General features: G+C 33.2%; 11 protein-coding genes. 6 read left to right on the top strand and 5 right to left on the bottom strand.

Annotated elements, in window-relative coordinates:
• Nucleotides 1–29: 29 nt before the first annotated feature.
• Nucleotides 30–2,579, bottom strand: a complete 2,550-nt coding sequence (locus tag ACVCZW_RS05360; RefSeq protein ID WP_452231848.1) for a M4 family metallopeptidase — start codon at nucleotides 2,577–2,579, stop codon at nucleotides 30–32.
• Between the two features lie 116 nt (nucleotides 2,580–2,695).
• On the bottom strand, nucleotides 2,696–3,115 hold the full coding sequence (locus tag ACVCZW_RS05355) for a nucleoside-diphosphate kinase (RefSeq protein WP_452228837.1): 420 nt from the start codon (nucleotides 3,113–3,115) through the stop codon (nucleotides 2,696–2,698).
• Between the two features lie 90 nt (nucleotides 3,116–3,205).
• On the opposite strand from ACVCZW_RS05355, the gene ACVCZW_RS05350 reads away from it, so the two are divergent.
• Genes ACVCZW_RS05350 through ACVCZW_RS05340 form a run of 3 tightly spaced genes read left to right on the top strand, consistent with a single transcriptional unit; the run spans nucleotide 3,206 to nucleotide 5,964 of the window.
• Nucleotides 3,206–4,225, top strand: a complete 1,020-nt coding sequence (locus ACVCZW_RS05350; RefSeq protein ID WP_452228838.1) for a DHH family phosphoesterase — start codon at nucleotides 3,206–3,208, stop codon at nucleotides 4,223–4,225.
• The gene (gldI, locus tag ACVCZW_RS05345; RefSeq protein ID WP_452228839.1) at nucleotides 4,218–4,763 is read left to right on the top strand and encodes a gliding motility-associated peptidyl-prolyl isomerase GldI; all 546 of its coding nucleotides are present in this window, start codon (nucleotides 4,218–4,220) and stop codon (nucleotides 4,761–4,763) included. Before ACVCZW_RS05350 ends, gldI begins: the two co-directional genes overlap by 8 nt.
• Before the next feature lie 22 nt (nucleotides 4,764–4,785).
• A complete protein-coding gene (locus ACVCZW_RS05340) occupies nucleotides 4,786–5,964 on the top strand; it encodes a peptidylprolyl isomerase (RefSeq protein WP_452228840.1) in 1,179 nt (392 codons plus the stop codon).
• A 73-nt stretch (nucleotides 5,965–6,037) separates the two neighbouring features.
• Here ACVCZW_RS05340 and ACVCZW_RS05335 read toward each other — a convergent pair whose 3' ends face one another.
• Nucleotides 6,038–7,498 (bottom strand): aminoacyl-histidine dipeptidase, encoded by a 1,461-nt coding sequence (locus ACVCZW_RS05335; protein WP_452231847.1) that lies wholly within the window; start codon nucleotides 7,496–7,498, stop codon nucleotides 6,038–6,040.
• A 67-nt stretch (nucleotides 7,499–7,565) separates the two neighbouring features.
• On the opposite strand from ACVCZW_RS05335, the gene ACVCZW_RS05330 reads away from it, so the two are divergent.
• A complete protein-coding gene (locus tag ACVCZW_RS05330) occupies nucleotides 7,566–8,630 on the top strand; it encodes a DUF3810 domain-containing protein (RefSeq protein WP_452231846.1) in 1,065 nt (354 codons plus the stop codon).
• Nucleotides 8,631–8,668: 38 nt separating this feature from the next.
• A complete protein-coding gene (locus tag ACVCZW_RS05325) occupies nucleotides 8,669–9,001 on the top strand; it encodes a hypothetical protein (RefSeq protein WP_452228842.1) in 333 nt (110 codons plus the stop codon).
• A 79-nt stretch (nucleotides 9,002–9,080) separates the two neighbouring features.
• Here ACVCZW_RS05325 and ACVCZW_RS05320 read toward each other — a convergent pair whose 3' ends face one another.
• Complete coding sequence (locus ACVCZW_RS05320) at nucleotides 9,081–9,884, bottom strand: DUF6503 family protein (RefSeq protein WP_452231845.1); 804 nt, start codon at nucleotides 9,882–9,884, stop codon at nucleotides 9,081–9,083.
• A gap of 105 nt (nucleotides 9,885–9,989) precedes the next feature.
• Complete coding sequence (locus ACVCZW_RS05315; RefSeq protein WP_452231844.1) at nucleotides 9,990–12,944, bottom strand: T9SS type A sorting domain-containing protein; 2,955 nt, start codon at nucleotides 12,942–12,944, stop codon at nucleotides 9,990–9,992.
• Between the two features lie 37 nt (nucleotides 12,945–12,981).
• On the opposite strand from ACVCZW_RS05315, the gene ACVCZW_RS05310 reads away from it, so the two are divergent.
• Entirely contained in the window at nucleotides 12,982–13,782 is an 801-nt protein-coding gene (locus tag ACVCZW_RS05310) for a TrmH family RNA methyltransferase (RefSeq protein ID WP_452231843.1), read from the top strand.
• The last annotated feature ends 43 nt before the right edge of the window (nucleotides 13,783–13,825 follow it).

The raw sequence follows: 13,825 nt of genomic DNA, 5'->3' as shown, positions 1-13,825 counted from the left end.
CTGTGCTTTTTTTAATCATTATAATGCAACTACTCTTTAACAAGCTTAATAACCGTTTTACTTTCTGGCGAAGCAACAGTCATAAAATAAATACCTGCAGCTAGATTAGATATATTAACATCTTTTTGCATTTGCATATTCGCTAAATCTATTTGTGTAATAAATCTTCCATTAATATCATGAATACTTGCCGTACTTAAATCTATGTTTTGTGTTTTTAGTAATGTAAATAATCCCTTAGAAGGATTTGGAAACACTTTGATACTACTGTTTAATGTTTCAAATTCTGTAACAGATAAAATTCTGGAGCAGTTATAAATTACCACATCATCTAAATACCAGCCTTCAATACCGTTACAACCATCTGTACCCATTTCCCATCTAAATTTAACAGTGCTATTAGCTCCAAGACCAATCGCTGATAAATCTATAATACTTTTTCCCCAACTACCAGAAACAGAACCACCATTCGTTCCTGTAAAAGCGTCCTGACCTTGCATCGGATTATCATTCCCGGTAATATTTAAAGAATTATTATATGTATTATGTGTAAATGCAGTACTTGGTAAAGTATCCCAAAGAAGACCATTGGTTACACTATACTTTATATTTCCACCATCCCATTGCGACTCTGTTGCCACATAATGATCAAAAGCCATTTCATAAATACCATCTGTAAAATCTGGCAATGTAATTAATGGACTTTCTAGTCTAATTATTCCGTTTTGTAAATCTGCACCACAATCTCCATTTACAGGATCTACACCAAAAACGGCTTGTCCTACTCTACCGTTTGGTAAACTAGCACTTATCGCCCAAGGTCTAGACTCCCAAGTAGCAGGATTACTTGGTAATTCTGTAACTATCCAAGTTCCTAAACCAGATTCCCAATCTTCAAAAAACACTGGATTATTGATTGCTGCTTCACATAACTCTGGTGTTTCTACCAAAATTGCCACAAAGCCACACTGATCTGGAAAAACACGCAGCTCTACTGCTACTAAAACTTTTACTAATTCATCGAAATCTGCCGTTGTAATTATTTCACCAGAAGGCCCAGCCGGCGTACTGGTTGTTGTAAGTCCTTCTAGATTTATTCCTATTAAATCGGTACAAGCAGCCTCTAAAGCATTAGCTAACAGCGTAAAATCACTTGTAGCTGTAAGGTATGTACTTTGTGCTCTCCAAAAAATATGAGCAGCCTTAGTAAAGCCAATACCATTAATGGTTTGTCCATTATAGGTTCCTCCATCTACTAATAATGCATACGCATGGTTTGGCACTCCCGAATTAACGTGTACACCTCCAGAATCACTATCTGCACAATGATAATTAGCATCTGTAACTTTTCCCGGAGCATTATTACAATTAGGATTCCAAAGATCACGTATTGGCGCAGAAAAGAAGGAAGCATCTTCTCCCATTCTCCATCTCAAGGAACTACCACAATCGGTTCTTAAGGAAAGATCTTCTCCTTCATCCTCATAATTATTAATTAAATCTACCGTTTCACCCCAAATATCGGAGTAAGACTCATTAATTGCCCCAGCTTGCCAAGCATAAATTAAACCACTAGTAAATTCCGTATATGCGTGTCCCCATTCATGTGCAATTACATCATCTGCAGCGGTACCATCGCGGTAGTTGGTTGTAGAACCATTCCAACTTGCATTTGCTACACCTGGATCGTTATTTACGGTTCTCATTTGTGCTCCATTACCATCGTAAGAATCAAAACCAAAAGTATGGTTAAACAAATGATATACTTGTGCTGAAGTTTCCACCTCATTTATTTGCCAGCTCGTTAATGTGCCTGGTAAGACATCCCCTTCTTCCCAAACAGTATTCCCCGTATTGTCTTCGTAAACAATTCTATGTAATGCATTTGCCATTCCTGTGAATTGTTCTACAGTTTCCTGCGTATGTGCATTTACAAAAACAAACTCTCTTACATCTTTATCATTTCGAACTTCTACTTCATAAACAAGATGTTTTGAGGTAAAATTCCCTTGTGCTAATCCTTTTTGAAAAACATATAATGTGTTTTTATTTACTTTTAAAGGTACTCCTGAGCCATTTATTTTTTGATTTTGAACAACTTCCATTGCCAATCGATTAGCCGTTGCTGCAGATATAGTTGGCGTCGCGTTCAGTTTTATGTTTGGTATATAATTCCCATTAATAGCAGTTAACTTATTTTCGATATTAAAATGAAACTTTAATTTACCGTCATATACAGGAACACCATGATACTCTTGATTTAATGTTAGCTGTTTCCATCCGTAATTATCTGTTATTAACCCGTCTACGACAAAAGATTCGCTTACCTTTTTTATATTAAATATCGCTTTATATTTCTCTAAGAAAGTAAATGCTTTTGCCTCTAATGTTATACCTTCTACATCTAAAGGATTAGTCTGTTGAAACTTAATAAAGCTTGCAATTTGTGTATTTTCATTTACAGTAACACTTGCATTCGTTTCATGTACAAAAGCGGTAATGCTTTTTTGTGTTTCTTGCGCATATGCAGTAATGGCTAGCAAGAATAAAACGAATAAAAGTTTAGTAGATTTCTTCATTGTCTTTTTTTTTATAAATATACTACAGTTATTTTAATTTTATTGTTAGCTGGCTTACAGAAACAAAAAAAGCCTGCAAATTGCAGGCTTTTTGTTAATATGTGTATATAAATTTTCTAGAACATTTCTCTTCCAGAAAAATGGAAAGCACCTTCAATAGCTGCATTTTCATCACTATCACTTCCGTGTACTGCATTTTCACCAATAGATGCTGCATATAGTTTACGTATAGTACCTTCTGCTGCGTCTGCTGGATTAGTAGCTCCAATTAAAGTTCTAAAATCTTCCACGGCATTATCTTTTTCTAAGATTGCTGCTACAACTGGTCCACGTGTCATATACTCCACTAATTCCCCAAAGAAAGGACGTTCGTTATGTACCGCGTAAAACGCTTGTGCATCTGTAGTTGTCATGTGTGTTAATTTTAATGCTACGATTCTAAATCCTGAAGCAGTAATTTTTTCTAAAATTGCACCAATATTCCCTTTTTCAACAGAATCTGGTTTAAGCATTGTAAATGTTCTATTTGTCGCCATTTTTTATAATATTTTTTTTTTTGCAAAAGTAATGTATTTCTTCCTAAAAACCATATAATCCATTACTAAAAAATTGTATCTTCGCTACCTATGAAAAAACAAGACATTACTAACATAAAAGCACTACTACAATCTCCTAAAAAAATTGTGATTGTTCCTCATAAAAACCCAGATGGAGATGCAATTGGTTCTACATTAGGCTTATACTTATATCTTTTAAAATACAATCATGAGGTACGCGTTATTGCTCCGAATGATTACCCAGATTTTTTAAAATGGATGCCAAGCGAAGCCACTGTTTTAAAATATGACACGCAAACGGAGGAGAGTGAAACCTTAATTCATCAAGCCGAAATTATTTTCACATTAGATTTTAATGCTTTAAACAGGACTGGGGATATGGAGCCTGTTCTTGCTAAAAGTGAAGCTATAAAAATAATGATCGATCATCACCAACAACCAGATGATTATGCTTTATATACCTATAGTGATGTAAGTATGAGTTCTACTTGTGAAATGGTGTATCATTTTATAGATATGTTAGCCGATGCAAATAAGATAGACGCAGATATTGCTACCTGTTTATATACCGGAATTATGACAGACACTGGTTCTTTTAGGTTTTCTTCTACCACATCTACAACACATAAAGTCATTGCCGACCTAATAGAGAAAGGCGCTAAAAACGCGGAAATACACAATGCTATCTATGATACAAATAGCTATAACAGATTACAATTATTAGGTTGCACCCTAAGTAATTTAAAAGTTTTACCAGAATATAGAACTGCATATATAACACTCTCTCAACAAGAATTAAACAACTTTGATTATAAAAAAGGAGATACCGAAGGATTTGTTAACTATGCGCTATCCCTGCAAAACATCATATTTGCAGCTATTTTTATAGAAGATCAAAAGCAAAATATTATTAAAATATCTTTACGATCTAAAGGAGACTTTTCTGTAAACGAATTTTCAAGAGCACATTTTTCTGGAGGCGGACATACTAATGCTGCTGGAGGTAAAAGCGATACTGACTTAAATGAAACCGTTGAAAAATTTATTAGTATATTACCAAGCTATAAAAAGGCTTTAAACAATGAATAAGTTTTTACTAATACCTTGTATTTTAATTCTATTAGTTTCGTGTAAATCACCAGAAGCACGAAGACCTATTTCTGCAACTTCTGGTTCTTTTATTGAAGAATCGGTTGCAAGAAACAAAGAACTATACGCTAAAGAACAAGTACGTATAGAAGCTATTATGGATAAAAATCCGAAGAATAATTATATCGCTTCGCAAAGTGGTTTTTGGTATTATTACAATACCAAAGTACAAGACAGTTTAATAAAACCAAATTTTGGTGATATTGTAAATTTTAATTATAATGTGAAGTCTTTAAACGGAAAACTAATCTATACTAAAGAAGAGTTAAGAACACAAAACTACGCAATGGATAAGCAAGAACTTTTCACTGGTTTACGTGAAGGTTTAAAACTTATGAAAACTGGCGAAACCGTTACTTTTCTTTTTCCATCACCAAAAGCATATGGCTATTATGGAGATAATAATAGAATAGGCACTAGTATACCATTAATATGTGAAGTAACTGTAAATTCAATAACCCAAAATCAATCTAATTAATATGAATTTTTTAAAACAAACTATGAAAATTTTTATTCTAGCACTTTTGCTAAGTATTACCTCTTGCCAAGATAAATATCCAGATCTTGAAGATGGTCTTTATGCAGAATTTGTAACCAACAAAGGTACTATGGTTGCTAAATTATATTTTGAACAAGCACCTGTAACAGTTGCAAACTTTGTTGCTCTAGCAGAAGGAACACATCCAAACGTTACAGATTCTTTAAAAGGAAAAAGATATTATAACGGTATTATCTTCCATAGAGTTATCGATAAATTTATGATTCAAGGAGGAGATCCTACAGGAACTGGATCTGGAGATCCTGGATACAAATTTACAGATGAATTTAATCCAGATTTAAGACATAACAAACCAGGAATCTTATCTATGGCAAATTCTGGTGCGAATACAAATGGTAGTCAGTTTTTTATAACGGAAGGGCCTACACCAAACTTAGATGCATTTGATGCACAAGGAAACTTAAAAAAATGTGACAATCCAAGAGTTAGTTGTCACGCTGTATTTGGTGAAGTAGTTTTAGGGTTAGATGTGCAAGACAGTATTTCTAACGTAAAAACAGAAAAACCAAGCAACAAACCTTTTATTGACGTGGTTATTAATGAGCTTAACATTATAAGAAAAGGGAAGGCTGCAAAAGCTTTTGACGCTCCTAAAGTGTACACAGAAGAATTACCTAAAATTGCTGAAAACACAAAAAGACTTAAAGAAGAAGCAGAAGAAAAACTAAAAGAAGAAGCGAAACAAGCAACAGAAAACTTCTTGAAAAAGAACGAAAGTTTAAAAGGAACTATTAAAACACTTCCTACTGGCTTAGTTATGATTATTGATGAAGCTAAAAATGGTGTAAAACCAACCTCTACAGATAAAGTTTTAGTTAATTACGCTGGATTCTTTGAAGACGGCAAATTATTTGACACTAGTTGGGCGCAAGTTGCAAAAGACAATGACCAATACAATGAGCAACGAGATAAAGCTAAAGGCTACAAACCTTTTGCTATGATATATAATGAAACGGCACAACTTGTTCCCGGATTTAGAGAAGCGATGCTTAACATGAATGTTGGTGACAAAGCACACGTTTTTATACCTAGCTATTTAGGTTATGGTGAAAACGGCATGGGACCAATACCAGGAAACACAAACTTGGTTTTTGATTTAGAGATTATGGGAATTGAATAATAACCCAGAATCAATTACATAAAAAAAGCAGCTCGATGAGCTGCTTTTTTTTTATACTATATTTATATTATCCTTATTTTTTAGGAATCTCCTTCAAAATCTCTAAAACAAACTTCCAGTATTTTTGAGCAGAAGAAATACTTGCTCTTTCATCTGGAGAGTGTGCTCCTTTAATAGTTGGTCCAAAACTAATCATTTCCATTTCTGGGTAATGCGTTCCAAGAATACCACATTCTAATCCGGCGTGACAAGCAGCAACATGTGCTTTTTCGCCATTCATTTTTTCATATAAAGCATCTAATACTTTTAATATAGAAGAATCCATATTTGGAGCCCAACCAGGATAATCTCCCGAAAGTTCTACCTCACAACCTGTAAGTTCAAAAGTTGCACGAAGTGAATTTGCTAGATCATCTTTAGCACTTTCTACAGAACTACGTGTTAAGCATCCTATTTTAATAGCTCCATCTTTAATAATTACTCTCGCAATGTTATTGGATGTTTCTACCAAACCAGGAATCTCTGCACTCATTCTATACACCCCATTACAAGCGGCATAAATAGCTCTTGTGATCCCTTCTTGAACACCAAGATCCATAATAGTTTCTGGTGTTTCTGTTTTAGAAACTGTAATTTCTAAATCCGGTTCCATCGTTCTTAATTCGGTTTTAATGGTTTTTGCCATTGCTTCCATTTCTGCAATAAAAGCAGCTTCATGCACCGCATCGATAGCAACTATTGCATTACTTTCTCTCGGAATTGCATTACGCAAACTTCCTCCATCAATTTCAGAAATACGTAAACCAAAGTTTTCAAATCCGTCAAATAAAACACGATTCATAATTTTGTTCGCATTCCCTAAACCCTCGTGAATTTGCATTCCAGAATGTCCACCTTGCAAACCATTTACGGTAATAGCAAAACCGGTTTTAAATTCTGGAGTTTCTTCTACGTTATATTCTCTAGTTGCAGTAACATCGATTCCACCGGCACAACCAACACCAATTTCATCATCTTCTTCTGTGTCTAAGTTTAATAAGATTGCGCCTTCCAGCAATCCTCCTTTTAAACCCATTGCTCCTGTCATTCCTGTTTCTTCGTCAATAGTAAATAACGCCTCAATTGCAGGATGTGCAATATCTGTACTTTCTAGAATGGCCATAATAGTTGCAACACCTAAGCCATTATCTGCTCCAAGCGTAGTTCCTTTGGCACGAACCCAATCTCCTTCTACATACATATCAATTCCTTGCGTATCGAAATCAAAATCGGTATCGTTATTTTTTTGGTGTACCATATCTAAATGCGATTGCATAACGATGGTAACTCGATCTTCCATTCCAGAAGTTGCTGGCTTTTTAATGATTACGTTACCAACTTCATCTTCGATAACTTCTAAACCAAGTTTGGTTCCAAAATCTTTCATAAACGCAATAACACGTTCTTCTTTTTTGGATGCTCTTGGCACTGCATTAAGGTCTGCAAACTTATTCCAAAGTTGTTGTGGTTCTAGTTGTCTTATTTCTGAATTCATTTGTATATATTTTTGAAAGTGCAAAGATACGAATAGTCTTTTACAAACATTTGCTTACTTTTGAAAGATGCTGAAAAACCCAAAACCCTATATTGCTTTTTCTTTAGTACCAGTTTACTTTATGGTACGGTTACTTTCTAATTATCCTGAATTTATTGAGAAATATTACAGCAACGGCTTATACCCTATAATTTCGAAACTTTTGAGATATACTTTAGGATGGATTCCATTTTCATTTGGCGATGTATTCTATGCGTTTTCTATTATATTTATCCTTCGATGGTTTATTAAAAACAGACGAAGAATTAGAAAAGATACTAAAAACTGGTGTATAGATGTTTTTGCGGCAGTTTCCATTATCTATTTTGCCTTTCATCTTTTTTGGGCAATGAATTATTACCGATTGCCATTACATAAAAACCTCCATCTAGAAGCAGATTATACTACCGAAAAATTAATCTCCGTTACCAAACAGCTCATTAAAAAATCGAATACTTTACATCTAGAAATCACAAAAAACGATACTGTACAGGTAGAAATACCGTATAGTAAATCCGAATTATTACAACAAGTCCCCAATGGTTATACTGTTTTAGAGAAAGATTTTCCGCATCTAAAATACCATCCGAAGAGTATAAAAAAATCCTTATTTAGCATCCCATTAACATACATGGGATTTTCGGGATATTTAAATCCGTTGACCAATGAAGCGCAAGTAGATGCATTAATTCCTAAGTATAAATTTCCAACAACCGCTTCGCATGAAGTTGCGCATCAATTGGGTTATGCTGCAGAAAACGAAGCTAATTTTATTGGATTTTTAGCAGCAACCAACAATCCGGATATCTACTTTAAGTATTCTGGTTTTACCTTCGGATTAAAACATTGTTTATTGGAGGTATACCGAAGAGATCCTGTTGCTTACGAAGCATTATTAGATACTATTAACCTCGGAATTATTAAGAACTATCAAGAAACACAAGATTTCTGGCAAAGTTACCAAAACATAACAGAGCCTATTTTTAAACTTGTGTACACCAACTTTTTAAAAGCAAACAACCAACAAGGCGGAATGAAAAGCTATAGTTATGTGGTTGCCTTACTGGTTAATTATCAGGATAGTAAAATATAATTAATTCTTGTATCTTAGTACAATAAAAATCATAGGTTATGAAAAAGACATTATTATTAGTCTCCCTTTTTATTAGTGCTATTTCTTTTGCACAAACCATAGAGCTAAAGAAAATAGATAAAAAGAGTTATTCTTTTTTTGACAGCTATACTTTTGAAAAAATTCTGGTTTTAGAAACCAATTTAAAAACCACTGCACCTTTTAAAAATTTTGAAGCAATACCAACTGGCAACTTAGTATTTACACCACAAAATTTTAATAGGCTTACTGCTTATCCAGATTTTACTAGTTACACTTTAAAAAACGAATTACGCAAGGTGATGTTAGAAATTCCTGGTTTACATAGACCTATTGAACCTAATTCTTTGTAATTTTAAACTTAAAAATAGCACATAAAAAAAAGCGAACATTATATAATGTTCGCTTTTTTTATGTGCTTTAAAAGAACGCTTAGTTTGAAAATTCTCCATTTTCAGGTTTAGCAAATGTGCTAGATGGCATAGCTGCATCTGTAATTTGAACCTCTATAAAATCTGTACTCTTTGTAGCTTCTGTTGGTTTGTCGTCTTTAAAACCATAATTCACACTTGTTTTAGGCAATAATAAACCATTCACTTTTTGCCAATTACTATATCTTCTAAAGTGCAATTCTTTGGTATCAATTCCTGGAACAAAAGAAACGGTATAGCCTAACCATTCCATTTGATATGTTGTAGGGTTGTAATATAACACGTAACGATCTTCTGGAGTTTCACCAACTCCTGCGTTATAGGTTACTTGAATTCCTGGGTATGTTATCCCTTCATAAACTAAAGGTTCTGCATCTGCATAGTTAATTCCGTCATCGGCAAGAATAAAAGGCATCGCATAGAAATAGAACATTAAGTTATACTTATATTTAGCCATTGCCCCATTATAATCTCCTTCAGTTTTATTTACAAACCATGCTTTTTCACCATCAAAACCAATACTTTCTTTTGGGTTATCTACCAATCCTTCTCTTGAAATTAAGTTTGTGGTTATCACTTCTTTTCCGTCTGGCTTTTCCATAGTGAAAGCTAAGGATTTCATAGATTTCCAGGTGTCCATTCCGCCATGCGCATCAAATACTTTAGTCAGATTTTCTGGATAGGTAACTGCTGGATTTTCTACTATTACTTCTTCTACACTTTCTGTAGCTTCTTCTGTCTTTGTGTTTTGTTTACATGCCGAAAATGTAATTAATAAGGCAATTGCAAAAATGTAGTTTTTCATCAAATAGATTTTTAGTTGGTAGCTATGTCGAAAAGCGAAAATAAACATTACAAAAAAAGCTTCCGAATTACGGAAGCTTTTATAACTTAAATTTAACGTATATACTTATTCAATAATTAGTTTTTCCATCCTTTTAAATGTTTTGCTTTTCAGTTCTACAAAATACATTCCTTGTGATAAATTAGATACATTAAAAGTAATCTTATTCTCATTAGTAACCACTCGAGGTGCTCTTATTAATTTACCTTGTAGGTTGTAAATGCTTACCGAAAAATCTTCCGCTACAGCGTTATTAAACTGAATATTTACAGTACTATTTGCTGGATTTGGATAAATACTAAATTCTGAAAAGGGCAAAGCATCTACAGACAAGGTTGCAACAAACTCATTTACAAATCGGTTAGTCGTTATTCTATCATTAAAATCAAAATAAATATCTGCGATATTTGATACAAATGAATTTGGAGTATAACCACTTGTTGGTTTTATTTTGAAATAAACATAACCATGACTATTTGGTTCATCCATACTTTCACTTGGTAAGTTAATGTCATTAAATTTCCACACTAATTTATTACTTTTACGTATTAGCACATAATCATGACTTGCGCTTAACATTTTAAATGTACTTGCATCTATTGTTTCATTTAACAAATCTTCTATTCTGATATCAATAGCTTCTGCTGTACCAATATTTTGAAAGTTAATTGTATAATATAGATAGTCTTCACTGGTGAAACTTTCAAATGGTATTTCACTTCCGTGAGATTCCAATTTATTATTAGGATCATAAGAATTGACTACTGCTTCAGTTAATATAGATTCATTGTTATCGTTATCAATATCATCAATACCATAAACAACTATATTAGTAACTAAATCACCAATAGTTAAATTAGTAGGAATATTTAAGATAATTGAAACATGTTCCTGATCTCCAGGTTGTAAGTTATTAAAATCCAAAATAAAGCCAGTTCCTGTATTTGTTACAGTATTTCCTGAATCTAAATTCAGCACATTAACTAATGTTACGAATGTATCATGCGTAAACTCAACAGTACCAGAAACAGATGTACTTCCTAGGTTTTCAATAATCATTTTATTGGTATAGTTCTGCCCTGGTCTTGGTGGTATAAATGATAGCAATGACACATTAATGTCGTTACAATCTTGATTAATTGTTAAAGGAAAATCAATATGAACCGTATCAGATTCTGCAATTGAAACATTCTCAACTAGTGTGAATGTTTGATTTAAACAGGTTTCATAACTATCATACATTGTAAAACTTATATCATAGGTATTAGTATTATCATAATTTGGAATTAAAAAATTACCTGTAGACGAATTAACATAGTTTATTCTACCATCATTATTAACTTCATAAGTAAATACTCCTTCACTAAAATTGGATTCTATATCATCAAGAACTGAATTACTGTTCTCATCTACAAAAGCATTAACTTCTATATAATCTAGCTCACCAAGACAAGATACTGTAAAATCCCAAGGGTCATCATCACAAAGAGTTGAATTGAAATCCGAAGACACCATTACTGTAATAGAATCACCAGTAGATGTAAACATTAATCCTGTTAAGTTTCCTTCAACACCATAAGGTGTTTCTGCATTAATATTTGTTACACCATCTGAATCTAATACAATAAGTTCATCAAAATTATTTTCTGTTAGTCCAGAATTAAAAAACAACTTTAATTGTGAACCATCAGCAGTTTGAAATGAGAATTGTCTATTATCAGCATTATCATAACAAAAAACAGTATTGACTACTCCATTAACAGCACAATCAATGATTTGAATTGGATTATTTCTTGTTGAAAAACTTTCTTCAACACATCCCGTTGCTGGTCCATCATCATTATAAGGTACAATGGTTACATAATAAGTAGTTTCATATTCTAAAGTACCAGGATCATAAGTTGTTACCAGCCCAACATCTACATTATCCGCAACATCAGTACCTCCGGAAGTAGTTCCTATTGAAATTCTATATCCTGTAACATATTGACTCGCAAAAGTCCAGCTCAAATCCGCCTCTAAATCAGCATCTTGAAAATTATTTTCAGGTGCTATTAAAACAGCATCACAGTTTGGTAGAATCACTGGGCAATCAACTGTTATAAGTATATCTTCTTCTATTGTTGCAGGTAAACCAGTATTAGGATCTATAAATGTAATTTCTCCAGTAAATGTTTCATCAACTATTGGACAAACATTAATAGTTTCATTATTACTAATTAAAACATCATCTTGATCATACCAAGCATATGTATTTCCTAATATGCTTCCTGAAGGAAAAAATCCCCATGCTTCATACTGTGTAGACCATGCTCCTGTATTTCTTCCTGGAGGAACCACCGCTTGTGTACCTTCAGGGTTTTGAATCCCTACAACTGCATTTCCATTATTCCAACCAGCACAAAATGGTTTGTTTAAAAGGTATACTTCAACAACATTTGTAGTTTCATGCAGCACAATCATTTGCGTTGTTCTTAAATCATTACAAGAAAAATGTGCCATATCCAAAAAACTAACTACAAAGACTCTAAAAGGAGCCGTACCTTTAACCTCGTAAGCAATTTCGCCATTAACACTAGCATCCATATCATGTGCTGCACCAAAAATATTAGCATCACTCAATGCCGTATTCGTATTATTTGGTAAAGTCTCAGAAAACAACCAACCATTAAAACCATTAGCCTTAGAAGTATCAAATGAAACAACACCATTACCTCCAATTATTAGGTCACTATACGTATCCCCATAAAATGAAAAATCAAATGGAAGATTAAGAATACCACTCCATGTATCATCTAAATTTAAAGAAGTTCCAGAATCTAAACCATCAAAACTGGATGGAGGATTAAAAGGTATACTAGCGACATTATAATCTAAAGTTGCTTCTATATTTAAAGGGTAAATTGTAAGATCTGAACAACCAGTACTACAATCTGTCTCTTGAGAAATAAAAGAAGATTGCGAATAATGATTTAAACTAAATAAAACGGTAAGTAGTAATAAAAGTAATTTTTTATTCATAATAGTGTAAATTTGTGCTTACAATATAGGTAAATTAATGGATTTCAAACAAATAACAAGTACACAAAATGCTTACATAAAAGAGCTAGTTCTTTTAAAAGATAAGTCTAAAAACAGAAAACAATCTGGGTTGTTTTTAATTGAAGGCGAACGGGAAATTTCATTAGCGATTAAAGGAAAGTATGAAATAGAAACTATATTATTTTTTAAGGAATTATTTTCGGAAGAAAGATTAAACACACTAGATCTTTCTAAAGCTGAAATTATAGAAGTTTCCAAAGACGTGTATCAAAAATTAGCATATCGAAGTACTACGGAAGGTATTATTGCTATAGCCAAAAACAAACCACACAGCATTGAAAGTCTACAATTTAACACACCAAACCCTTTACTTCTAATTGCAGAAGCTCCAGAAAAACCCGGAAATATTGGTGCCATTTTACGTACTGCAGATGCTGCAAATGTAGATGCTGTAATTATTGCAAATCCGAAAACCGATTTATACAATCCTAATATTATTCGATCTAGTGTTGGCTGTTTATTTACAAACCAAATTGCGACAGGAACTACGGAGGAAATCATATCTTTTTTAGACAAAAACAACATCGCTATTTATAGCGCTATTTTGCAAGAAGCAGTAAATTACCACGAACAAAATTACACCAAAGCTTGCGCTATTGTGGTTGGTACAGAAGCAGATGGATTAAGCGATGCTTGGCGAAAAGCATCTAAGCAAAATATTAAAATTCCCATGCAAGGAGAAATAGATTCTATGAATGTTTCCGTTGCAGCTGGGATATTAATTTTTGAAGCGAAAAGACAAAGAGGTTTTAAATAAATAATCTCTACGAAAAACGAAGCAGTCCCCTAAAATAAAACAG

Source organism: Lacinutrix sp. MEBiC02595 (genome assembly GCF_053601555.1).
This window is presented reverse-complemented; position numbering and strand designations above follow the sequence as displayed.

Bases quoted from the DNA above. Each gene is read 5' to 3' on its own strand.
- ACVCZW_RS05360 (WP_452231848.1), bottom strand. From the start codon at position 2,579: ATGAAGAAATCTACTAAACTTTTATTCGTTTTATTCTTGCTAGCCATT.
- ACVCZW_RS05355 (WP_452228837.1), bottom strand. From the start codon at position 3,115: ATGGCGACAAATAGAACATTTACAATGCTTAAACCAGATTCTGTTGAA.
- ACVCZW_RS05350 (WP_452228838.1), top strand. From the start codon at position 3,206: ATGAAAAAACAAGACATTACTAACATAAAAGCACTACTACAATCTCCT.
- gldI (WP_452228839.1), top strand. From the start codon at position 4,218: ATGAATAAGTTTTTACTAATACCTTGTATTTTAATTCTATTAGTTTCG.
- ACVCZW_RS05340 (WP_452228840.1), top strand. From the start codon at position 4,786: ATGAAAATTTTTATTCTAGCACTTTTGCTAAGTATTACCTCTTGCCAA.
- ACVCZW_RS05335 (WP_452231847.1), bottom strand. From the start codon at position 7,498: ATGAATTCAGAAATAAGACAACTAGAACCACAACAACTTTGGAATAAG.
- ACVCZW_RS05330 (WP_452231846.1), top strand. From the start codon at position 7,566: ATGCTGAAAAACCCAAAACCCTATATTGCTTTTTCTTTAGTACCAGTT.
- ACVCZW_RS05325 (WP_452228842.1), top strand. From the start codon at position 8,669: ATGAAAAAGACATTATTATTAGTCTCCCTTTTTATTAGTGCTATTTCT.
- ACVCZW_RS05320 (WP_452231845.1), bottom strand. From the start codon at position 9,884: ATGAAAAACTACATTTTTGCAATTGCCTTATTAATTACATTTTCGGCA.
- ACVCZW_RS05315 (WP_452231844.1), bottom strand. From the start codon at position 12,944: ATGAATAAAAAATTACTTTTATTACTACTTACCGTTTTATTTAGTTTA.
- ACVCZW_RS05310 (WP_452231843.1), top strand. From the start codon at position 12,982: ATGGATTTCAAACAAATAACAAGTACACAAAATGCTTACATAAAAGAG.